Source organism: Porphyrobacter sp. CACIAM 03H1 (assembly GCF_002215495.1).
In the GTDB taxonomy this organism is placed as follows: Bacteria; Pseudomonadota; Alphaproteobacteria; order Sphingomonadales; family Sphingomonadaceae; genus Erythrobacter.
On the sequence record NZ_CP021378.1, the window covers coordinates 1,107,846 to 1,129,091 of the forward strand.

A 21,246-nucleotide genomic window follows, 5' to 3' on the forward strand; every position below is an offset into this window, starting at 1 on the left:
GCCGCGGCCCTCGCCCGCCCCGACGCAGGCCGCGCCTGCGCGAGACCGGTCGCGCCCGGACCGGACAGCCGCAGCGCAGCCCGCCGCTCGGACCCCGGCCTCGCGGCCCGCCACCAGCCCGGCACAGGCCGCTCCGAAAAGCGGCGGAAGCCGGATCGGGGACGACTTTCTGGAAGGCCGCGGCTCCTCGACGAACACGCAGGAAACCCGCGCGCCTGCCGCCGCCTTCGGGCGAGCCGAAAGAGCCGCGCTGTCGAGCGCGATCACCCGCGCGCTGCGCCCGCACTGGACTGCGCCCTCGGGTCTCGATGCCGAACAGCTGATCTCGACCGTCAGCTGGGAGCTCAATCCCGACGGCACCCTGCGCGGCACGCCGCGTTGCCGCACCGATCCGGGCAGCATCACCGAAAGCAATCGCCCGCAGGCGGGCCTGCACTGCGAGCGCGCGATCCGCGCCGTGCAGCGGGCCGCGCCGTTCGACCTCCCCGACCAGTTCTACGACCGCTGGAAAGCGCTCGAATGGCAATTCGACCGAAGGCTGTGACATGACCAAGAAGCTCCTCCTGCTCCTTTCCGCCGCTCTGTTCGCCGCCCCGCCTGCCGCCGCGCAGGATCTCGGCGCCCCGATCCCGCAGGACCAGCGCGTCGAGCGCGTCACGATCGAGGGCGAGGATGACGGCCCGCTGCGCGGCACCGTCACCGACGAGAGCGCGTGGTCGGACATCGGCATCGCCATCCCCGCCTTCGCCACCGACCGCGAACGCGCCACCCCCGCCAACGAGGCTGGCACGGGTGCGCTGGGACGCGAGATCGCGCGGGTCATCACCGCCAACCTCAGGAACAACGGGCTGTTCAAGCCGGTCGGTCCCGACAGCCTGCCCCAGCCGACCTTCCCCCAGATCACCGCGCCCGCCTTTTCCACCTGGAGCGGGCGCAGCGCCGAGATGCTGGTCCACGGCTATGTCCGCGCGCGGGATGATGGCCGGCTGGTGGTCGGCTGCTACCTCTACGACGTGGCGCTCCAGAACGAGCTGGTGCGCGAGGGCTGGGTGGTCGCGCCCGGCGACTGGCGGCGCGCGGCGCACAAGTGTTCGGACCTGATCTTCTCGCGCCTCACCGGCGAGAGCCCGTTCTTCGACAGCCGCATCGCCTACATCGCCGAGACCGGCCCCAAGGACCGCCGCGTCAAGCGCCTCGCTGTGATGGATTCGGACGGCGCGAACCACCGCTTCCTGACCCTCGGCAGCGCCACCGCGCTGACCCCGCGCTATTCGCCCGACTATTCGAAGATCCTCTATCTCAGCTACGTCGACGGCAATCCGCGCATCTATGTCTACGACATCGGCACCGGCAAGCAGACGCTGGTGACCGAGAACCGCAACCCCACCATCGCCCCGCGCTGGTCGCCGGATGGCAAGTTCATCCTCTATTCGATGGCAGTCGCGGGCAACACCGACATCTACCGCGTCCCGGCCACGGGCGGCGCGAGCGTGAAGCTGACCGACAATCCGGGGATCGACGTGGGCGGCTCCTACTCGCCCGACGGCACCAAGATCGTGTTCGAGAGCGACCGTTCGGGCAGCCAGCAATGCTATGTCATGAACGCCGACGGCACCAACCAGAAGCGCATCAGCTTCTTCGGCGGGCGCTGCGCCACGCCCGAATGGAGCCCGCGCGGCGACCAGATCGCCTTCACCCGGATCGCGGGCGACTTCAACATCGCGGTGATGAACACCGGCGGCGGGGCGATGCGCGTGCTGACCCGCGGCTGGCAGGACGAGGCCCCGACCTGGGCGCCCAACGGCCGCATCATCCAGTTCTTCCGCACCGAGAAGAACACCGGGCGTTCCGGCATCTGGCAGGTCGATCTCACCGGCCAGAACGAGCGCCGCCTGCCGACCCCGGTCGACGCCTCCGACCCGGCGTGGGGCCCGATCCGTCCGTGACCGGGCGACCCTAATTTCGCCATGATCGTCCCGGAGACAGAGTTCACACTTCCCCGCAACAGTCTGAAAGGAAAACAACGATGAACCGGAAGATTGCGACCGCCGTGATGCTGGCCTCCGCCGTCGGTCTTGCCGCCTGCTCGAAGAAGGCGCCCGAGACCCTGCCGCCCGCGCCGGTCGAAACCGGGTCGGGCCAGACCGGCCCGCAGGTCCAGCCCACCGGCCCGCAGGTCGGCACCCAGCAGCACTTCGCCGCGGCTGTCGGCTCGGCGACCACGATTTACTTCGACACGGATCGCTACAACATCGATTCGCAGGATGCCGCCGCGCTCCAGGCGCAGGCGCAGTATTTCGCGCGCTATCCGCAGGTGACCTTCACCATCGAGGGCCATGCCGACGAACGCGGCACGCGCGAATACAACCTCGCGCTCGGCGAACGCCGCGCCAATGCCGCCAAGTCCTATCTCGTCAGCCTCGGCGTCGACGCGAACCGCATTTCGGTGTTGAGCTACGGCAAGGAACGCCCGGTGGCGCTGGGCTCTGACGAAAGCTCGTGGGCGCAGAACCGCCGCGCCGCCAGCGTCATCATCAACTGAGGTATCAGCTGCGCAGCGGGCCGGCGGAAAGTTCGGCCTGCTGCGCGGCGACCGGCGCGCCCATCCCGGCCAGCTCGCGCGCGCCGGTGACGAGGCACAGGCCCGCCAGTGCGAGGACGCAGAAGAGGCTGGAGAGGGTCAGTTGCTGGCTCATGGTCTGCGATCCTTTTGCAATGCAACATTTCATATTGCAACTTGTTCCTGCTTCTCACGCCTTCCCATTCGTGGCCACTGCGCCTAGATTGACCGCGTGACCCAATCGACCAACGACATGACGCCCGGGGCCTCCCGGTGAGCCGCGCGCGCCGGTCGATGGACTGGGGTTTCCCACGGTGGCGGGGCTATGGCTCCTCGCAGGAAGCCGCGCAGGTGCGCATCTGCGACCGGCACGGCTGCAACGAACCGGGCGATTGCCCCGCGCCCAAGGCCCCGAACAGCCGCGACCGGTGGTATTTCTGCCAGAAGCACGCCGCCGAATACAACGCCAAGTGGGATTACTTCGAAGGCCTCGAGGCGGCCGAGAAGGAAGAACGCGCCCGCGCCGAGCGCCGCGAGAACGCCGGCTATGCCGAGGCCGCGCATTACGGCTGGGCAGGCTCGGGCGACGGCTCGCGCAGCGCCGACGAGATGCGCGCGCTCGAGGTGCTGGGGCTGGAGGCCGATGCCGATTTCAACGCGATCAAGAAGGCCTACCGTGCCCGCGCCAAGGAAGTGCACCCCGACGTGAAGCCGGGCGATGCCGAGGCGGCGCGGCAGTTCCAGCTGATCCAGACCAGCTACGAGGTCCTGCGGGCCGCCGAGGAACGGCGCGAGTGGCGAGGGTAAGAGATAACCCCGTTCGTGCTGAGCTTGTCGAAGCACCGCACTTTTTTTCGTGACCCAATCTCAAAGAAGAAGTGCAGGGCTTCGACAAGCTCAGCCCGAACGGAGTTGGGGCTGCCTCAGTCCTTAGGCCCCGCGAAGCCCTTGCCCTTGCTGTCGATCTGCGGGTCGGGATTGTCGTTCCACCACGCGACATCGGTCCAGGGGCGCACGTCGATCTCGTGGCTCCAGCAGTTCCGCGGCTGGTGGGCGAGGTGCCAGTAGGTCTCGGCCAGAGCCGCAGGATCGATGATCCCCTCGCGGCCCTTGCCCTGCTTGAAGGCCTCGTATTTGTCGCCCAGCAGCTTGCCGAGCGTGTCGGGGGCATCGACCGCGCCGTCGACCACCACGTGGGCCACGTGCACGCCCTGGGGCGCAAACTCGGCATTGAGGGTCTGGCACAGCATCCTCCGCCCGCCCATCGCCGCGGCGTGGCTGTGCTGCCCGGCATTGCCGCGCACCGCCGCGGTCGCCGAGGTGACGAGGAGGGTGCCGTGGGGCCCGCCGTCCTTCGCCCGCTCGACCATCCGGGGCAGCAGCGCATGGGCGAGGCGGAACACCCCGTAGGTGCCGAGCCGCCAGCCGAGCTCGAAGATGCGGTGCGGGGTCTGGTCGAGCGCGCGGTTCCCGATCTGTGCCCCGAGGTTATAAAGCGCGGCGCGGATCGGGCCGATCTCGGCCTCGGTGCGCGCCACCAGTTCCTCGATGCTGCCATCCTCGGCGGCGTTGAGGAGAGTGCCGCTGGCCGAACCGCCCGCCGCCTCGATCTCGCCGACCATGCGCGCGAGGCCCGCCTCGTCCGAGCGCCGCGCGAGCACCGCATGATAGCCCCCGGCCGCAAAGCGCATCGCGGCATTGCCCCCGATCCCGGCCCCTGCGCCGATCACGAGGAACACAGGCTTGCGGCTGTCGGTCATGATTGGTCTCCCTCCGCCGTGACACTGGCGCACCGCCGGTGCCACGGCAAGGGCCGCGCGTCAGACGCGCTCCAGCGCCTGTGCGAAATCGGCGATCAGGTCGTCCGCATCCTCGATGCCGATGCTGATGCGCACGAGGTTGTCGGTGATGCCGAGCAGGTCCTTCCTCGCCTGCGGGACCGAGAGGTGCGTCATCGAGGCCGGGTGGCTCGCCAGCGTCTCGGTGCCGCCGAGGCTGACCGCGAGCTTGGCGATGGTGAGGTTGTCGAGGAAGCGGAAGCACTCCGCCTCGCCGCCCCTGATGAACAGCGAGAAGGTCGACCCGGCGCCGAGGCAGTGGCGATCATAGATGTCCTGCTGGCGGGCATCGGCGATGAAGCCGAGATAGCCCAGCCCCTCGACTTTGGGGTGATCGCGCAGGAAGGCGCAGACCTTCGCCGCGTTCTCGCCCGCGCGCTGCATCCTGAGTTCCACCGTCTCCAGCGAGCGCAGCAGCATCCACGCGGTGTTGGGATCGACGATCCCGCCCATCGTGTTCCTGAGCGCGCGCACCGGATCCATCCAGCGCTTGGCGCCAGCTATGCTGCCCGCCACGAGATCGGAGTGGCCGCCGACATACTTGGTCAGCGAATAGGCAACAATGTCCGCCCCGTGCTCCAGCGGGCGCTGCCAAAGGGGGCCGAGGAAGGTGTTGTCGATCGCGATCGGGCAGCCGGCGAGGTTCGCATCGCGCGCATCGCGCACCGCCTCGACATCGACCAGCGCGTTGGTCGGGTTGGCCGGGCTCTCGAGATAGATCATCGCGACCTTCCCGCCACGCTCGGCCGCCTCGGCGCCTGCGCGGGCAAGCACCGCGTCGAGTTCCTCGCGGGTCGCCCCGGCGGGGAAATCGACATAACCCACCCCGAAGCGGCTCAGCACCTTGGCCACGAAGCCTTCCGAGGCGGCGTAGAGCGGGCCGGAATGGACGATCACGTCATTGGCGTTGGCATAGGCCATCATCAGGATGCAGATCGCGGTCATCCCGCTGGAGAAGGTCAGCGCATCTTCCGCCCCGTCCCACACCGCGAGGCGATCCTCGAGGATTTCCTGGTTGGGGCCGTTGAAGCGCGAATAGACGAGGCCCTCCGCCCCCCCTTCGCGAAGGCCGGTGATCCCCTCGAAGTGGCGCTTGCCGGCGGCCGCGCTCTCGAAGGCGAAGGTGCTGGTGAGGAAGATCGGGGCCTTCAACGACCCTTCCGACAGGACCGGGTCGTAGCCGTGGCCCATCATCAGCGTGGCGGGCTTCAGGGGGCGTCCGGCGATCTCGCGGCGGGGGGGCTTGGGCTTGCGGCGGGGAGTGGGGGTGACGACAGCGTCGACGGCGTCAGGCATGGCCGTGTCCTTCCTATGCTCACGCTCCCAGGAAGGCGGGAGCCGTTCGGCGGCGGGCAGGGCACCCGTTCCTAACCTCCGCAGGAACGCCTCTCCGCTGCTGCCGCTGTGCTGGTTGGGGAGTATCGCCTGCGTAAAATTCTTTCAACCGGGCGGCGCAAGATTTCACACGAGAGTTGCGATCAACCACACCACGCCAACGATGAGCAGCACGCCCGCCACGTCGAGCAGCGCGCCGGCCCGCACCATCGCGCCGATGCGGATGCGCCCGGTCGACCAGGCGATGGCGTTGGGGCCGGTGCCGGCGGGGAGCATGAAGCCCCAGCTCGCCGCGAGCGCCGCCGGCAGCGCAAGCAGCACCGGATCGGCCCCCAGCGCCACCACCAGCGCCGCGACCACCGGGATGATCCCCGTGGCGGTGGCGACGTTGCTGGCGAACTCGGTGACGAGGATCACCAGCGCCGTCACCGCCAGCGCGACCGCCAGCAGCGGCCATGCCTCAAGCGGCAGCAGCGCCCCGCCGATCCATTCGGCGAGGCCGGAGGCCTGCATCCCCGCCGCGAGTGCCAGTCCCCCGCCGAACATGAAGATGACGCTCCACGGCGCGCGCTCGGCCTCCTGCCACACCAGCAGCGGGCGGCCGGTGCCGTCAGGCAGCAGGAACAGCGCCAGTGCGGCGATCACCGCGATGGTGCCGTCGGTCCACGATCCCGGCGGCAGCAGCGGGGCGACGAGCGGCTGGGTGGTCCAGGCAAGGAAGGTGAGGATCGCCAGGGGGACGAGGCGCTGTTCCGGCGCGCTCCAGGCGGCGTGACTGCCCAACGCGGCGCGCGCTGCGGCGACGTCGAAAGGGTGCACCGCCACCTGCTGCACCCGCGCCACGATCCATGCGGCGAGCGGCACGCTCAGCAGCACCAGCGGCACGCCGTAGAGCGCCCATTCGGCAAAGGTGATCCTGACGCCCGCGACCTTGTCGAGCAGGCCGACCGCGATGGCGTTGGTGGGCGAGCCGACGAGGGTGCCGAGCCCGCCGATGCTCGCGGCAAAGGCGATGCCCATGGGGAGGGCGCCGTGAACGCCGTCCTGACGCGGCGGCGCGCCTTCGGCCGTGGCACTGCCGCCGCCCTCCAGCACCGCCAGCGCCATCGGCATCATGATGAGCGCGGTCGAGGTGTTCGAGATGAACATCGAGAGCAGCGCGGTCGAGAGCATGAAGGCCAGCAGCAGCCGCGCCGCGCCGCCCTCGCGCCCGACGATGCGCAGGATCGCTAGGCTCAGGCGGCGGTGCAGGCCAGTGCGCTCGATCGCGAGCGCGATGAAGGCGCCGCCCAGCAGCAGGAACAGGATCGGCGAGTAATAGGTCGCCGCCGTCGCCTCGGCATTCGATACGCCCGCCAGCGGCAGCACCACGAAGGGCAGCAGCGCGGTGACACTGAGCGGCACCGCCTCGGTCATCCACCAGGCCGCCATCCAGACCGTCAGGCCCGCCACCAGCCAGGCGCCAGCCGGCATTGCCGCAGGCGGCGCGGTCAGCGCGGTAAGGGCGAGAGCCAGCGGGCCGAGGAAAAGGCCGATCCGGCGCGCTGTCATGCCTGTCGGGCTCCCCGCAGAATGGACGGACCCTGCGCGGCCTACCAGCCCCGGTGCCGCGCGGGCAAGCCCGGCGGGCGCGTCATGCCCGGGTGCGCGCTACTCGACCGCGTTCTTGTTGGGCGGATCGCCCGGCAGGTCGATGTTCGAGAAGAACACCCGCGACACCGGCTGGCCGCGGCGCTCCATCCTGTCGAGCTTGAGCGCCCGGGCATAGAGGAGGTCGCAGGCCGCCTGCCCCATTTTCTCGGTGCAGCCGAACTGCCCCGGGTCTGCGGCTGCGGATCCGGGGGCCACGTTGACGAACAGGTAGTTGGCCGGCAGCGCCCCGCCGTGGAGATCGGAGATGTCGTGTTCACGCAGCGTCGCGACTGTCCGGTCGGTTTGAGCAAGAAGCCTTGCCACCGGTTCTTCGGCGTATGCCGCGAGATGTGCGCGCACGTCCTTCTCGAAGTCGGGGAAGTAGAACCTCGCGACTTGCGCGTAGAGTTCCGAGACCGCCAGATCGCCGGAGATCTTCTGCGTGCCGCGCAGCGAGTTGACGAAATCGGCGGCGGCGATCTCGAGCAGCGGGCCGACATTGCTGCCGGTGAAGGCGTTGGTCTGGAGGTGCGGCATCCCGATCTCGCCGCGCCAGAAGCCATAGATCACCTTCGGGTCCTTCCAGTGGCGGAACACGATGTTCTCGCGGATGTCGCGCAGCGAGACCGGGATGCCGCGCAGGGTGATGAACTTGGCATCGTCCAGCGGCACCCCGTCGATCGTGATTTCCTTGGGTTCGCGCACCGGCCATTCCCGCGCGATCTGCTCCATCAGCGCGACATTGTGCAGGTTGAGCCAGAAGGCGAGCTGTTCGTTGCGCGGCAGGGCGGCGATGTCGTGGGTTTCGACGACCCGTTCGAGATCCTGGCGATATTCGGTGAAGCTCTGGATCACCTCCCGGTCGAAGAAGCGGAACATCACCATCGAGCCTTCGAGCCGGTAGCGCGATTGCGGGCCCTGCTGCCGCCGCGTGCCGGAGATCGGATCGGGCCGCCGTGCGCCCTGCCGGTCCGAAGGGCCCATCGAGATGACCAGATGCTTGAGTGCGTAGTCCCAGATCCCGTAATCGATGGTGGTGCGGACCGGGTCGGTGGTGGGGGTGAAGATCGCCAGCCGCTGGTCCGCCTCGGAGGTGCGGGCCTCGGCGGGGGCGATACCGGGCACGAATTGCAGCTCGCCGCGCGCGCTCTGGCCGTGGGCTGCCGGCGACACGCTCTCCGCAACCGCCGGGGACGCCGCGAGGGCAGAGCCCGCCAGCAGCACGATCATGGACTTCGGCACCATCGAAACTCTCCCACCAGATTCGAACCCGTCCGGGAAAGCACGATATGTCAGACAGATAAACGGCACATGAACGCAGGTTCATGCAGATACGTCATGGCCGACGAACGCGGGTGGCGGCTGCGGACCGGCCGGCAGGTGCGGCCTATTCGACCTCGGCCGGTTCGCTCTCGTCGCCGGGCAGGGTGATGTTGCTGAAGGTCACGGTGCCGGTGCGACCCTGACGGATGATCTCCTGGAACTTGGTCTCGCGCTCGCGCAGCAGGGCGGCCACGCTCTGCGGGATGCGGAAGCTGGTCGAAACCCCGTTCGAGGTGATGTTCTGGTAGGTCGGCTCGCGCACGCCGCCCTCGATGTCGGCGATGTCGTACTCGGCGATCACCGGGTCGGCCCCGCTCGCCTTCGCCAGCAGCGCGGCGGTGGTCTGGTCGGCATAGCGGGTGAGGTGGGCGCGCACGTCCTTCTCGAAATCGGGGAAGAAGAAGGGCGCGGCCTCGCGGTAGAGTTCCGCGACCTGCAGGCGCCCGCCCTGATCCTGAGAACCGCGCAGCGAGTTCACGAAATCGCCCGCACCGCGCTGCAGGAGGCGCGCGACATTGTCGGCGTTGAAGGCTTCCTTCTGGAGCGAGGGCCCGCCGATCTCGCCGCGCCAGAAGCCGTAGATCACCACCGGGTCCTTCCAGTGGCGGTAGACGATCTTCTCGCGGATATCGCGCGGGGACAGCTTGATGCCTTCCACGGTGATGAAGCGCGCCTCGTCGAGCGGCACGCCGTCCACCTTGATGTCGCGCGGCTGGCGCACCGGCCAGGCATTGGCGATCTGTTCGACCATCGCGACATTGTGGAGGTTGATCCAGTAGGCGAGCTGCTCGTTGCGGCTCAGCGACTGGATGTCGACGATGTTCGCGGTGTTCTCGAGGTCCTTGCGGTATTCGGTGAAGCTCGCGATGACGTCGGCATCGAGGAAGCTGAACATCACCCGCGTGCCTTCGAGCCGGTAGCGCGAGACGTGACCGTACTGGCGGCGGGTGCCGAAGGAGGGATCGGGGCGGGGGGCGCCTTCACGCAGGGAAGGGCCCATCGAGATGACGATGTTCTTCATCGCCTCGTCCCAGATCGAATAGTCGATCCTGTCGTTGCCCGGGGTGTCCGACGGCGCGAAGGTCGCAAGCTCCGCCTCGCCCCGGGGGGACTGCGCAGCGGCGGGCGCACCGCCGGCGAGCGCGGTGCCGGACAGCAGGGCGGCAAGGGCGAGAAGGCGGGGGAGATGCGGCATGGGCGGGTGCTTCCCGTGAAACGAAAGGGGGCTGTAACGGTGTCGAGGCGAGCCGGAAGGGGCCGGATCATCCCTACGCCTTCCTGTTTTCAATAGCATGAACCGCCCGAACGGTGTCGTCGGCAGTCGGTTTCCGTCGGCGCTTTGTCGAGCCTCCCACACCGCTCGTCGGCAGGACAAAACAGAAGGGGCGAACCGCGACGGTCCGCCCCTTTCGTGTCTGCGGCAGGCGTGCGCCTTACTTGGGCGCGAGCACCATCAGCATCTGGCGACCTTCGAGGCGCGGGAAGGCCTCGACCTTGGCATATTCGGCGACATCGTCCTGCACCTTCTTCAGCAGGTCCATGCCGAGGTGCTGGTGCGCCATTTCGCGCCCGCGGAAGCGCAGGGTGATCTTCACCTTGTCGCCATGCTCGATGAACTTGTGGACGTTGCGCATCTTCACGTCGTAATCGTGCGTGTCGATGTTCGGACGCATCTTCACTTCCTTGATGTCCTGCGTCTTCTGGGTCTTGCGCGCGAGGTTCGCCTTCTTCTGCGCCTCGTAGCGATACTTGCCGACATCGAGGAACTTGCACACCGGCGGGTCCGCGTTGGGGGACACTTCGACGAGGTTCAGGCCTTTCTCGTTGGCCTGCTCGATCGCTTCGCGGGTGTACATGACGCCGAGGTTCTCGCCTTCGTCGTCGATGACGCGGACCTTCGGGACGTTGATCATGTTATCAAAGCGCGGGCCGCTTTTTACGGGCGGGGCCAGCGAGCGCCGGGGTGGACGTGATATGGGGTGTTCTCCTGTTGTGGCTCTTTGCTGCGCGCTCCTTAGTCGGAAACGCGGGCGAGCGCTAGGTGGAGTCTTGCGACCGGGCCGCACGGAGACCCGGCAGCTTCCGCCAGTCTTGCCCACGGTGGGGCAACGCCATAAATTTGCAAAGGAAAAATGCAAATCCTGTGGAACTTACGGCGATTTACTGTTTTGAACGGAAGCAGCAAAAGAGAGGGATCGCTGGAGCTGACGCAGGCTGGTGGTGGCCTGCAGCAGGAGACAGGACGATGTCTTTTTCAGGTGCGCACCCCCCGAACCGGAAGGGCCAGGCGCAACCGGGCGATTCCCAAGAAGCCGGCAACGGGGCCGAATGGTCCCCGATCGTCCCGCCCGTGGCGAACCGCCCGGGGCTCGGGGCCAATGACGGGCCGGCGGACGATTTCATCGCCACAGTCGAAGGCTGGCCTGCCGAGGCGGGCAGCCTGCTCCGGGCCGACGATCGCTCGGACCAGGCCGAGCAGCAGCGCGCGCTCGATCAGATCGCCGGCAGCTTCTCTGCCGGGCAGATGCGCAGTCTGGGCGCAAGCCTGCTCAAGCTGGCCGATGCACTTGACGATGCCTGGCACCCGGCCGGGGTGCGTTCCGAATACCACTGGATGACGAGAGCCGGACATATCGAGCGCCGGTCGCTCCAGCTGGCGCAGGTGGCGGGCAGGCTGCGTGCGGCGGCGCGACGGCGACGGCGGCACCTGTCGGGCGAATGGTTCGGCGAGCCGGCTTGGGAGATGCTGCTGGAACTGTTCATCCAGTTTTCCGGCGGGGCCCGGGTCTCGACCAAGAGCCTTGTGATCGCCTCTGGCGCAGCCGACACCACCGCCCTGCGCATCATGGACCGGCTCGAGGAAGCCGAACTGATCCAGCGTTCGCCATCGCAGACGGACAAGCGGGTGACGCTCGTGGGCCTGACGCGCAGGGGCGTGGTCGCTGTGGGATCGGTGCTGATGGAGGCCGACGCCTGAAGCGTCAGGCCGCCGCCTGCCACAGCGGGAAGCGGGCGATACGGCCCTTGGCGGGCATCAGCGCCTCGATCGCGCGGGCAGGCTGGAGTGCGCCGACGATCTCGGGGTGGCCCGCGTCGAGCCCTCCGGTGAGCGTCCCGAAGGCGGGGAGGATCATCCGCTCGGCCCCGCTGTGGCTCCGCCCCATCACGGCACAGGGGCGGGCGATGTGGCGGTTCCGCACGTTCACGCGCAGCTTGGGGTGGTAGTGGCCCGAAAGCTCGGGCGCGGTCTCTCCGGCGCGCGCCTCGTGGCGCAGGATCACCCCGCCCAGCTCAAGCTCGGGCAGGATGGTGCCCCCGAAGCCCTTCGGCAGCGCCTCGTCGTGGTTGCCCGTGATCCACACCCAGTCTAGCGCCCGGGTCAGCGCCTCGAGCATCCCGGTGCAATGGGCATCCAGCCTCAGCGCGCCGGCATCATCGTGGAAATTGTCGCCCAGCGTGATCACCCGCCGTGCGCCTGTCTGCCTCACTGCGTCCGCCAGCCGTTCGAGCGTGTCGCGGCTGTCGTAGGGCGGGAGCATCTGGCCCCTTGCGGCAAACCAGCTCGCCTTTTCGAGATGCAGGTCGGCGACCAGCAGCGCGCGTTCGGCCGGCCAGTAGAGCGCGCGCCCTTCCCCGAGCGCAAGCTCGTGTCCGGCGAAGGGGAAAGGGGCGAACATAGCGCGAACCATGCGCCCCCACTGCCGCCAAATCCGCCGCTTGGCAACACCCCTGCGGCGGGCAAAGTCAGGCTTGTGCCGCGCGCGCCTTCGCCTATGGTGCGCGGGAATGACGGACGGGGATGTATGACGGACTGGACACAACACACGGCCCGCGCGCGCGCGTGGTTTGAATCCCTGCGCGATTCCATCTGCGCCGAATTCGAGGCGATCGAGCGCGAGGCGGGCTCCGACGCGGCCTTCCGGTACACCCCCTGGAACCGGCACGAGGAAGGCAATCCCGATCCCGGCGGCGGGGTGCAGGGCCTGATGAAGGGCAAGGTGTTCGAGAAGGTCGGCGTCAACGTCTCGACCGTGCGCGGCAGCTTCGCCAAGGAGTTCGCGGGCTCGATCAACGGGGCGAGCGCGGAGAACCCCGGCTTCGTCGCCACCGGCATCAGCCTCGTCGCGCACATGGCCAACCCGCACGTGCCTGCCGTGCACATGAACACCCGCTTCCTCACCACCACCAAGGCATGGTTCGGCGGCGGCGCGGACCTCAACCCGCCGATCCCCTACGAGGAGGACACGGCGGAATTCCACGCCGCGATGCAGGCCGCCTGCGATCCGCACAACGAGACCTATTACGAACGCTACAGGAAGTGGGCGGAGGAATATTTCTACATCCCCCACCGCCAGGTGCATCGCGGAGTTGGGGGGATCTTCTACGACCACCTCGAATGCGCCGACGATGCCGCCTTCGATCGCAACTTCGCCTTCACGCAGGATGTCGGCACGGCGTTCCTGAGCATCTTCCCCGCGCTGGTGAGAAAGCGCATGGGCAGCGCCTTCACCCCCGAGGACGAGGCGCGCCAGCTCGAATACCGGGGCCGCTATGCCGAGTTCAACCTGGTCTACGACCGCGGCACGATCTTCGGCCTCAAGACCGGCGGCAACATCGACGCGATCCTGATGAGCCTGCCGCCAAGGGCGACGTGGAGCTGACCGGGGAGCCTGCGGCTTTCTTCGCACTTGCGGCAAAGCGCGCCCGCGCACATATTCGTCCGTGATGCTCCGCCAGTACGAACTCGTCGAGAAGGTCCTCGATTACGATCCCTCCGCCGACGAGGCGATGCTCAACCGTGCCTATGTCTACACCGTGCAGAAGCACGGCTCGCAGAAGCGCGCGAGCGGCGATCCCTATTTCTCCCACCCCGTCGAGGTCGCGGGGCTGATGACCGACCTGAAGCTCGATCAGGCCACCATCATCACCGCGCTGCTCCACGACACGGTCGAGGACACGCTCGCCACCATCGACGACATCGAGGCCCATTTCGGGGCGGAAGTGGCGCGGCTGGTCGACGGCGTGACCAAGCTCTCCAAGATCGAGGCCATGCCCGAGAACGAGCGCGCGGCGGAGAACCTGCGCAAGTTCCTGCTGGCGATGTCGGAAGACATCCGCGTGCTGCTGGTCAAGCTCGCCGACCGCCTGCACAACATGCGCACGCTGCACTTCATCAAGAACCCCGAGAAGCGCAAGCGCATCGCCCGCGAGACGATGGACATCTACGCCCCCCTCGCCGAGCGGGTGGGGATGTACGAATACATGCACGAGATGCAGGCACTGGCCTTCCGCGAGCTGGAGCCGGAAGCCTATGCCACGATCACGAACCGCCTCGAGCAGCTGCGTTCGCAGGACGGCGGGCAGGTCGATGCCATCGCGCTGAAGATCAAGCAGCGCCTCGCCGAAGCCGGCCTCAAGGTCGAGGTCTACGGGCGCGAGAAGCATCCCTATTCGATCTGGCACAAGATGGCCGAACGCCATGTCAGCTTCGAACAGGTGACCGACATCATGGCCTTCCGCGTCCTCACCGAGACCGAGGAGGACTGCTACCGTGCTCTGGGCGTGCTCCACACCACCTGGCAGTTCCTGCCCGGCAAGTTCAAGGACTACATCTCGACGCCGAAGTCGAACGGCTACCGGTCCTTGCACACCTCGCTGATGTACGAGAACTCGATGCGCGTGGAGGTGCAGGTGCGCACCCGCGAGATGCACCGCACCAACGAATTCGGCCTCGCCGCGCATTGGGCCTACAAGCAGGGCGACAAGCCCGACGGCGCGGTGGGCTGGCTTCGCGATCTGATCGAGATCGTCGATGCCAGCCACGATGCCGAAGAGCTGCTCGAACACACCCGCATGGCGATCTACCAGGATCGCATCTTCGCCTTCACCCCCAAGGGCGCGCTGTTCCAGCTGCCCAAGGGCGCGACCGCGGTGGATTTCGCCTTCGCGGTCCACACCAATCTCGGCCTCCAGACGGCAGGCGTGAAGATCAACGGGCGCCACATGCCGCTGCGCACGCCCCTCAACAACGGCGACGTGGTCGAGATCATCAAGAACCCCCATGCCTCGCCGCAGCTGGCGTGGCTCTCCTTCGTCGTGACCGGCAAGGCCCGCGCCGCGATCCGCCGCGCGGTGCGGATGAAGGAGCGCGCCGAGGTCGCCGCGATCGGCTCCAAGCTGTTCGACGAGATCGCCGCGCGCGTGCCCGCCCGCATCGGCAAGAAGGCGATCCGCGCCGCCGTCGAACGGCTCGGCATGGATGAGCCCGACGACCTGATGTACGCCATCGGCGCCGCCAAGATCGCCGACCGCGACGTGATGGAGGCGCTGGTCCCTGGCTGCACCGCGGGGATCGAGGAGGACGAACACTGGGAACGGCGCGAACGCGCGATCTCGATCCGGGGCCTCACGCCGGGCGTCGCCTTCGACCTCGCGCCCTGCTGCCACCCCGTCCCCGGCGACCGCATCGTCGGCATCCGCCGCAAGGGCGAGACGGTGCTGGTCCACGCGATCGACTGCATGGAGCTGGCGAACGGGATCGACAGCGACTGGATCGACCTTGCCTGGGGCAACCGCTCGGTCGGGGCGGCGGGTCAGCTGTCGGTGACGATCTACGACCGGCTGGGGACGCTCGCCGAGATGGCGGGCATCTTCGCGCAGAACAAGGCCAACATCATCACCCTGATGCAGGCCCAGATCGACCATCCTTTCGTCACCTACGATGTCGAGGTCGAGGTCGAGGATGCCGCGCACCTCAACCGCATCATCTCGGCCCTGCGCGCGAGCGACGCCGTGGCGCAGGCGGAGCGGCAGTAGCTTGGGCGTTATCGGGCTCGATCACGTGCAGCTTGCCATTCCGGCAGGCGGCGAGGACCGGGCACGGGCCTTCTTCGCCGGGCTGCTCGGGATGGTGGAGGTGCCCAAGCCTGCCAATCTCTCGCCCGCCGGCTGCTGGTTCACCGGCGGCGGCGCGGCGCTGCATATCGGCATCGATCCCGATTTCCGCCCCGCGACCAAGGCGCACCCCGCCTTTCTGGTCGACAATCTTGCGGACCTGCGGGCGCGGCTCGCCGGAGCGGGCTGCCCGATCCGCGAGGACAAGCCGGTGGAGGGCTATGCCCGTTTCTTCACCGAAGACCCCTTCGGCAACCGCATCGAACTGATGCAGCGGGTGTAGCGCCATCGCGTCATTGCGAGCGAAGCGAAGCAATCCATGGATCGGCATCGCACCCGGCGCGGCGGTCCGTTGATGGATTGCCGCGTCGCCTTCGGCTCCTCGCAATGACGATCAGTCGAGGCGCGGACCATACCGACCCAGCACCGATGCGCCACCGTCCCCCCGGCAGCCCCTTGGCCAGCCGTACCGGTGGGTCGATGGTGCGGATGTTCGTGCTGCCCGTCACCCGTTTCCTACTGCGCCTCGGTGCGATAGGGCGGCGGACGGCTTTTTCGCATCGTCCTGTCACTGCTTCGGGCCGCAGGCGGGCCAAAAAACGCTCCGCACAGTGTCAACTTCGGTTTTTCGGCACAAGTGCATGAGATGCCGAAGAAAATCCTGTGGGATTGCGAAGTTTACAATGTCAACTTTGTAAACTTCGCAAGAATGCTGCGCGGCTGCCCCGCCGCCCTAGGGCACCCGCCGCACCGGCACGCGGATGTTGCAGATGTCCGCGCCGCCGGCGGGTGTGATAAAGAAGGGATCGCGGCGGTTGGCGATGGCCTCGGCGTAGGTCGCGAAGGTGGCGCTTTCGGTCGAGAGGTATTCGAAGCGTGGTTGTTCGTTCACCGGCAGGTCGTTGGCGACTCGTACCGATGTGATCGGCGTGCGCTTGCCCGCTTCCTCGGCGGTGTAGAACCCCAGCGCGCCCTTGCCGCGGGGAAGGGAGGAGAGGTGCTCCATCCCCTCGATCACCCGGCCGACGAGGGCGATGTTGCGGTCGAGATGGCGCGGCGCATGGCCGATCACCGTATAGAGCTCCGCGCCGGAGCCCGTGTCGGGCGAATAATTCCGCCCGACGCCGACCATGCCGTAGCAGTGGACGGGCCAAGCTCGCCGGGCATTATGTGCTATAGGAAATCCCCATCCGAAAGAGCTGGCAGGCGGCCACTTCTCAACCTCAGAGCAGGATTTCTCGAGTTCTACAAATTTCCCATCCTGCCCAAAGTAGCCGCCACTGACGCATGTGGTTTCAAAGAACGGGTCTTCCTCGTCGAAGGGGATATCGATTCCACTCTCAATTGAGGCAAGATAATCAACGACATACTCCGCCTCGGTCATCACCTTCAGCCCCTCGGGCAGCGGCTTCGGTTTCCCCGTCGCCTCGGGGTTGTCGTAATTGGGATCGCCCCACTGGGTGACGTAATTGTCCTGCACCCGGTTGACCGAGATGCCGTCGTACCACCCGGAGCGTGCGAAAAGGCGGATGTTGTGGACCCAGCCCTGGCTGAAGGGAGCGGGCATCAGCTGGATCACCACGGTGCGCGGGTTGCCCTCGGCATCGGGCGCGAGTGTCATCACCAGCAGATCCTCCGCCGGGATCGCCACCCAGTCCGCCTTGGGCGCGGCGGCGACGATCTCGGCCGGCGCGGGCGCTCCCTTCGGCTCCTCCTGCGCGGCGAGGGGGAACGAAAGGGCGAGCGCCGTCGCGGCGGCAAGGAGTGCGGTTCTCATGAGGAAGGGTGTGCCACAAGCGGGCCCAAAGCAAAAACCCCCTTCCGCGCGCTCAAGCTGGCGGAAAGGGGCTTTCGAGGGCAGCGTTCGCAGGGAATGCCGGATCCGCGCAGCGCTATGCCCGTGCGACTCCTTTACCACGATTAGCGCACCCCGCCAAACCGCTCCGCCTTGCAGAGCCCGTCTTTCGCCGCTAGTGCGCCGCTCTTGCCGGAAGCTGCGCTGAAGCAGCGAAGCGGTAGCGCAACAAAAATGCGCAGCGGAGCAGTGGCCGAGTGGTCGAAGGCGCACGCCTGGAAAGTGTGTATACGGCAAAACCGTATCGAGGGTTCGAATCCCTCCTGCTCCGCCACCGGCCTCTGGAAAATCTGGATATATTTTCCGGCGAAGGCCCGGTCCCCTGATCCGCTCCCCGACAACTCTTGCGCCTGATCGGCGCTGGCCTGATCGATCACGCGACAAGGGTTGCAAATCCCGCCCGCAGGTTGGGAACTTATGCAGCCCACGCGACACATCGGAGCAGATGCCTTCGAAATAGGCTCATTAAATCAGTGCGATAGTAAGAGCGCTCGCCGAATGGCGGTTTCTGCTCGGATACGAGAGCCGATCTTGGCGCCAATCCTAATGCAGGAGAGTGCGGGTCGAGATCGCCCTTGCAACTTTCGGAAGTGACCGAAGCCGGAGCCGGAGCGGGAGCAGACCATTGGCTGACAAGGGACAGGCTACCAAGCCGCTCATCCTGATCACCGGAGCGAGCGGGAATCTTGGTCAGTCGCTTGCCCGTGCACTGGCTGATGATTTCAGGGTTGTCGGACTTGACCAGACCGGGAAGCGGGAGGGCGGGCAGGTCGTCGTCCCGATCGACGTGACCTCCCGGCGATCGGTCGAGGAGGCCCTCGGCCTGGTCAGGCGCGAGCATGGGGGTGACATCGCCGCCGTCATCCACCTCGTCGCCTTCTTCGATTTTTCGGGCGAGCCCGACCCGCGTTACGAAGCGGTCAATGTCGAAGGCACGCGCAACCTGCTCTGCGCGCTGGAGGGCTTCGCGGTCGAACGGTTCATCTATGCCAGCACGATGCTGGTCCACGCGCCCGCCGAGCCGGGCGAGCGGATCGACGAGGACACGCCCTTCGATCCGCAATGGGAATATCCGCGGTCGAAGAAAAGGGTCGAGGATCTGATCCGTAGCGAGGCGCGGATGCCTTTCGCGATTCTGCGCCTTGCCGGGGTCTATGACGAGCACAGCGCGGTGCCGACCCTCGCGCACCAGATCGCCCGGATCTACGAGCGCGACTTCCAGTCGCACTTCTACGCCGGGCCGCGCGATGTCGGGCAGGCGATGCTGCACCGCGAGGACATGATCGACGCCGTGCGCCGCACCGTCCGGCGCCGCGCGAGCTTGCCGACCGATGCGCAAATCCTGATCGGCGAGCCGGACGCTCCCGGCTATCAGGCCTTGCAGGACCGGATCGGCGAATTGATCCACGGGGCCGAGCGCTGGGCGACGATCCGCCTGCCCCCCCCGCTCGCCAGGCTGGGCGCCGCCGCACAGGATGCCGCCGAGCCGCTGATCCCCGACGCCATCGATCAGGGCGAAGCGCCGTTCATCCAGCCCTTCATGATCGGGATGGCGGACGATCACTACGCGCTCGACATCACCCGCGCGCGGCATTGGCTGGACTGGCAACCGGAACGCAGGATCGAAACCGGACTCGCCGCCATGATCGCCAGTCTGAAGCGCGATCCGGCGGGGTGGTACAAGCGCAACGGGATCACGCCGCCGGTCTGGCTGGGCGAGATGACTCAGGCCGGCGCGGCTGATCCTGACGCGCTGCGTCGCGAAGTCGAGGCTGAGCGCATCCGCCAGCACCGGGCGACGCGTTGGACCCACTTCGTCAATATCGGTCTCGCCTTGTGGCTGATGACACAGCCGCCGCTGATCGGGATCGACAACCGGCTTTATGCTGCGGGCGAGGTGGTTCTTGGCGCGGCGCTGCTGGTCACGGCGATGGCGTCGCTCAGCTGGCGGCTGGGCGCGGCGCGTTGGGCTTCGGCGGGGATCGGGCTGCTGGTGATGGCGCTGCCGGTGCTGTTCGTGACCCCCAACGCTGCGGCCTACCTGTCCGACACGCTGGTGGGTGGGCTGATCTTCGGCATGGCGGTGTGTGCGCCGCCCGAGATCGGGCCCTCGATCGTCGCGCGCCGCCGCTCGCCCGAAATGCCGCCGGGGTGGACCTTCAACCCCTCGGCCTGGACGCAGCGCCTGCCGGTGATTGCACTGGCGGTCGTCGGTTTGCTCTTCTCGCGCTATCTCGCCGCCTACCAGATGGACCACATCGACAGTGTGTGGGAGCCGTTCTTTGCCGGCAGCCCCGCCGATGCGCGCAACGGGACCGAGGAGATCATCACCTCCAGCGTCTCGGAAGCCTGGCCCGTGCCCGATGCGGCTGTGGGTGCCTTGGTCTACATGATCGAGATTCTAACCGGCATCGTCGGCGGCCGGGCGCGGTGGCGGACGATGCCGTGGCTGGTGCTGGCGTTCGGGCTGCTCATCGTGCCACTTGGCATCGTCTCGATCGGTTTCATCATCATCCAGCCGATCGTGATCGGCACCTGGAGCACGCTGGCGCTGATCGGTGCGGCGGCGATGCTAGTGCAGATCCCCTATTCTGTCGACGAACTGGCGGCGAGCATCAGCTTTCTGAGCCGCCGGATGAAGGCGGGGAAGAGCCTCCTGCGCGTTCTGCTTTTCGGAGATGCCGACGAGGACCAGGGCGATAGGCTGACCCCGGTCGAACATGAATTCGATCGCAGTCCGGGCGCAGTAATCAAGGACATGTGGACCGGCGGGGTGAACCTGCCGTGGAACCTGCTGGTGGCAGGCGCCATCGGCCTGTCCTTCCTGTTCACCCGTCTCACCATGGATGCGAGCGGGGCGATGGCGGATGCCGATCACCTGCTCGGAGCGCTGGTGCTGGCGGTGCTGGCGGTGGCCGCGGCGGAAGTCTGCCGCGCGGCGAGGTTCGTGCTGGTGCCGCTGGGGCTGGCGCTGGCCGCCGCTCCGTTCCTCTTCGATGGCGACGGGCTGCACATCGGGGTGAGTATTTTCGGCGGGCTGGCGATTGCGATGCTGGCCTTGCCCCGCGGACAGATCAGGGAACGCTACGGCACGCTCGACCGGATTATCCGTTAGAGACCGCCGTGAACGCTGACATATCCCGCTTTGACCCGGACACGGTCCATTCGGTCTGCGACATCCTGAACATCTTGCGCCGAACGGCAGACCGGCACGACAGGGTCAGCATCGGCGATGTGCTCGATGCGATCGGCGACCGTTCCTATGGCCCGGCGCTGCTGATCCCGGCGCTGATCGAGATTACCCCCATCGGTGGCATTCCCGGACTGCCAACCTTTCTGGCGCTGATCATTGCAGTGGCCGCAGTGCAATTGCTGCTCGACAAGGACCACCTCTGGCTGCCGCAGTTCATCCAGCAACGCGCCGTTGCGGCCGACAAGCTGCACAAGGCGGCGGACAAGCTCAACCCCTTCGCAGTGCGGCTGGACCGTTGGTTTCACGGCAGGTTGACGCGGTTCGTCCGGCAGCCATTGCCGCGCATCGCGGCGGCGATTGTCGTGGCGCTGTGCCTCACCGTTCCACCACTTGAATTCGTGCCCTTCGCCAGCACCGGGCCGATGTTGGCGATCGCGGCGTTCGGGCTGGCCATGTTGGTGCGCGATGGCCTGCTGATGATCGCCGCCCTCGCCATCAGTCTTGCCGCGATCGTTTTCGCAGGGGCATCGCTGCTCGGATGACCTGCGGCCAATCGTGGCCATGCAAGGACAGGCTCCGGAGACGAACGGAACCCTGCGCCGCTCGATCAACTAAA

General features: G+C 67.2%; 18 protein-coding genes, 1 tRNA gene and 1 pseudogene. 11 read left to right on the forward strand and 9 right to left on the reverse strand.

From position 1 onward, the window contains the following. From CBR61_RS16985 to pal, 3 genes and pseudogenes are all read left to right on the forward strand, one after another. Positions 1-544 (forward strand): annotated as a pseudogene (locus CBR61_RS16985) (energy transducer TonB); the annotation flags it as partial. A gap of 1 nt (position 545) precedes the next feature. Continuing rightward, entirely contained in the window at positions 546-1,946 is a 1,401-nt protein-coding gene (tolB, locus tag CBR61_RS05410; protein ID WP_088913441.1) for a Tol-Pal system beta propeller repeat protein TolB, read from the forward strand. Between the two features lie 80 nt (positions 1,947-2,026). Continuing rightward, positions 2,027-2,542, forward strand: coding sequence for a peptidoglycan-associated lipoprotein Pal (pal, locus tag CBR61_RS05415; RefSeq protein WP_088913442.1), 516 nt, complete (start codon positions 2,027-2,029; stop codon positions 2,540-2,542). 4 nt (positions 2,543-2,546) lie between these two features. On the opposite strand, the gene CBR61_RS16750 is transcribed toward pal, so the two are convergent. Then, on the reverse strand, positions 2,547-2,696 hold the full coding sequence (locus CBR61_RS16750; RefSeq protein WP_157696507.1) for a hypothetical protein: 150 nt from the start codon (positions 2,694-2,696) through the stop codon (positions 2,547-2,549). A 137-nt stretch (positions 2,697-2,833) separates the two neighbouring features. Between CBR61_RS16750 and CBR61_RS05420 the strand changes: the two genes are divergently transcribed. Continuing rightward, positions 2,834-3,367, forward strand: a complete 534-nt coding sequence (locus CBR61_RS05420) for a J domain-containing protein (protein WP_088913443.1) — start codon at positions 2,834-2,836, stop codon at positions 3,365-3,367. A 116-nt stretch (positions 3,368-3,483) separates the two neighbouring features. Here the strand turns inward: CBR61_RS05420 and CBR61_RS05425 are convergent, their stop codons facing one another. The 6 genes from CBR61_RS05425 to infC all read right to left on the reverse strand — a co-directional run bounded on the left by CBR61_RS05425 (position 3,484) and on the right by infC (position 10,601). Next, positions 3,484-4,320 carry an SDR family NAD(P)-dependent oxidoreductase gene (locus CBR61_RS05425; protein WP_088913444.1) on the reverse strand — a complete coding sequence of 279 codons (837 nt, stop codon included), beginning with the start codon at positions 4,318-4,320 and terminating at the stop codon, positions 3,484-3,486. A gap of 60 nt (positions 4,321-4,380) precedes the next feature. Continuing rightward, positions 4,381-5,694, reverse strand: a complete 1,314-nt coding sequence (locus CBR61_RS05430; RefSeq protein ID WP_088913445.1) for a cystathionine gamma-synthase family protein — start codon at positions 5,692-5,694, stop codon at positions 4,381-4,383. A gap of 165 nt (positions 5,695-5,859) precedes the next feature. Continuing rightward, positions 5,860-7,284, reverse strand: a complete 1,425-nt coding sequence (locus CBR61_RS05435) for an SLC13 family permease (RefSeq protein ID WP_088913446.1) — start codon at positions 7,282-7,284, stop codon at positions 5,860-5,862. Positions 7,285-7,383: 99 nt separating this feature from the next. Continuing rightward, a complete protein-coding gene (locus CBR61_RS05440) occupies positions 7,384-8,610 on the reverse strand; it encodes a DUF547 domain-containing protein (protein ID WP_233996871.1) in 1,227 nt (408 codons plus the stop codon). Between the two features lie 142 nt (positions 8,611-8,752). Next, entirely contained in the window at positions 8,753-9,883 is a 1,131-nt protein-coding gene (locus CBR61_RS05445; protein WP_088913447.1) for a DUF547 domain-containing protein, read from the reverse strand. A gap of 238 nt (positions 9,884-10,121) precedes the next feature. Next, complete coding sequence (gene infC / locus CBR61_RS05450) at positions 10,122-10,601, reverse strand: translation initiation factor IF-3 (RefSeq protein WP_233996872.1); 480 nt, start codon at positions 10,599-10,601, stop codon at positions 10,122-10,124. Positions 10,602-10,933: 332 nt separating this feature from the next. Between infC and CBR61_RS05455 the strand changes: the two genes are divergently transcribed. Next, positions 10,934-11,665 carry a MarR family transcriptional regulator gene (locus CBR61_RS05455; protein WP_157696508.1) on the forward strand — a complete coding sequence of 244 codons (732 nt, stop codon included), beginning with the start codon at positions 10,934-10,936 and terminating at the stop codon, positions 11,663-11,665. A gap of 4 nt (positions 11,666-11,669) precedes the next feature. Here the strand turns inward: CBR61_RS05455 and pdeM are convergent, their stop codons facing one another. Then, the gene (gene pdeM / locus CBR61_RS05460) at positions 11,670-12,365 is read right to left on the reverse strand and encodes a ligase-associated DNA damage response endonuclease PdeM (protein WP_088913449.1); all 696 of its coding nucleotides are present in this window, start codon (positions 12,363-12,365) and stop codon (positions 11,670-11,672) included. Positions 12,366-12,491: 126 nt separating this feature from the next. On the opposite strand from pdeM, the gene hemF reads away from it, so the two are divergent. The 3 genes from hemF to CBR61_RS05475 all read left to right on the forward strand — a co-directional run bounded on the left by hemF (position 12,492) and on the right by CBR61_RS05475 (position 15,865). Beyond that, positions 12,492-13,349 carry an oxygen-dependent coproporphyrinogen oxidase gene (gene hemF, locus CBR61_RS05465; RefSeq protein ID WP_088913450.1) on the forward strand — a complete coding sequence of 286 codons (858 nt, stop codon included), beginning with the start codon at positions 12,492-12,494 and terminating at the stop codon, positions 13,347-13,349. A 64-nt stretch (positions 13,350-13,413) separates the two neighbouring features. Further along, positions 13,414-15,504 carry a RelA/SpoT family protein gene (locus CBR61_RS05470; RefSeq protein ID WP_088913451.1) on the forward strand — a complete coding sequence of 697 codons (2,091 nt, stop codon included), beginning with the start codon at positions 13,414-13,416 and terminating at the stop codon, positions 15,502-15,504. A gap of 1 nt (position 15,505) precedes the next feature. Continuing rightward, positions 15,506-15,865 (forward strand): VOC family protein, encoded by a 360-nt coding sequence (locus CBR61_RS05475; protein WP_088913452.1) that lies wholly within the window; start codon positions 15,506-15,508, stop codon positions 15,863-15,865. A gap of 450 nt (positions 15,866-16,315) precedes the next feature. Here the strand turns inward: CBR61_RS05475 and CBR61_RS05480 are convergent, their stop codons facing one another. Beyond that, positions 16,316-17,359: a peptidylprolyl isomerase gene (locus tag CBR61_RS05480; protein WP_088913453.1), complete on the reverse strand. Its 1,044-nt coding sequence runs from the start codon at positions 17,357-17,359 to the stop codon at positions 16,316-16,318. Positions 17,360-17,620: 261 nt separating this feature from the next. On the opposite strand from CBR61_RS05480, the gene CBR61_RS17045 reads away from it, so the two are divergent. The 3 genes from CBR61_RS17045 to CBR61_RS05490 all read left to right on the forward strand — a co-directional run bounded on the left by CBR61_RS17045 (position 17,621) and on the right by CBR61_RS05490 (position 21,172). After that, positions 17,621-17,711: transfer RNA gene (locus CBR61_RS17045), tRNA-Ser, on the forward strand. A 351-nt stretch (positions 17,712-18,062) separates the two neighbouring features. Further along, positions 18,063-20,552 carry a vitamin K epoxide reductase family protein gene (locus tag CBR61_RS05485; protein WP_088913454.1) on the forward strand — a complete coding sequence of 830 codons (2,490 nt, stop codon included), beginning with the start codon at positions 18,063-18,065 and terminating at the stop codon, positions 20,550-20,552. Positions 20,553-20,560: 8 nt separating this feature from the next. After that, positions 20,561-21,172: an exopolysaccharide biosynthesis protein gene (locus CBR61_RS05490; RefSeq protein WP_233996873.1), complete on the forward strand. Its 612-nt coding sequence runs from the start codon at positions 20,561-20,563 to the stop codon at positions 21,170-21,172. The last annotated feature ends 74 nt before the right edge of the window (positions 21,173-21,246 follow it).

Excerpts from the sequence above, each read along its gene's own strand:
- CBR61_RS05470 (WP_088913451.1), top strand. The coding sequence starts at position 13,414 with ATGCTCCGCCAGTACGAACTCGTCGAGAAGGTCCTCGATTACGATCCC.
- CBR61_RS05425 (WP_088913444.1), bottom strand. The coding sequence starts at position 4,320 with ATGACCGACAGCCGCAAGCCTGTGTTCCTCGTGATCGGCGCAGGGGCC.
- CBR61_RS05435 (WP_088913446.1), bottom strand. The coding sequence starts at position 7,284 with ATGACAGCGCGCCGGATCGGCCTTTTCCTCGGCCCGCTGGCTCTCGCC.
- CBR61_RS05440 (WP_233996871.1), bottom strand. The coding sequence starts at position 8,610 with ATGGTGCCGAAGTCCATGATCGTGCTGCTGGCGGGCTCTGCCCTCGCG.
- hemF (WP_088913450.1), top strand. The coding sequence starts at position 12,492 with ATGACGGACTGGACACAACACACGGCCCGCGCGCGCGCGTGGTTTGAA.
- tolB (WP_088913441.1), top strand. The coding sequence starts at position 546 with ATGACCAAGAAGCTCCTCCTGCTCCTTTCCGCCGCTCTGTTCGCCGCC.
- CBR61_RS16750 (WP_157696507.1), bottom strand. The coding sequence starts at position 2,696 with ATGAGCCAGCAACTGACCCTCTCCAGCCTCTTCTGCGTCCTCGCACTG.
- pdeM (WP_088913449.1), bottom strand. The coding sequence starts at position 12,365 with ATGTTCGCCCCTTTCCCCTTCGCCGGACACGAGCTTGCGCTCGGGGAA.
- CBR61_RS05430 (WP_088913445.1), bottom strand. The coding sequence starts at position 5,694 with ATGCCTGACGCCGTCGACGCTGTCGTCACCCCCACTCCCCGCCGCAAG.
- CBR61_RS05455 (WP_157696508.1), top strand. The coding sequence starts at position 10,934 with ATGTCTTTTTCAGGTGCGCACCCCCCGAACCGGAAGGGCCAGGCGCAA.
- CBR61_RS05480 (WP_088913453.1), bottom strand. The coding sequence starts at position 17,359 with ATGAGAACCGCACTCCTTGCCGCCGCGACGGCGCTCGCCCTTTCGTTC.
- CBR61_RS05445 (WP_088913447.1), bottom strand. The coding sequence starts at position 9,883 with ATGCCGCATCTCCCCCGCCTTCTCGCCCTTGCCGCCCTGCTGTCCGGC.
- infC (WP_233996872.1), bottom strand. The coding sequence starts at position 10,601 with ATGATCAACGTCCCGAAGGTCCGCGTCATCGACGACGAAGGCGAGAAC.
- pal (WP_088913442.1), top strand. The coding sequence starts at position 2,027 with ATGAACCGGAAGATTGCGACCGCCGTGATGCTGGCCTCCGCCGTCGGT.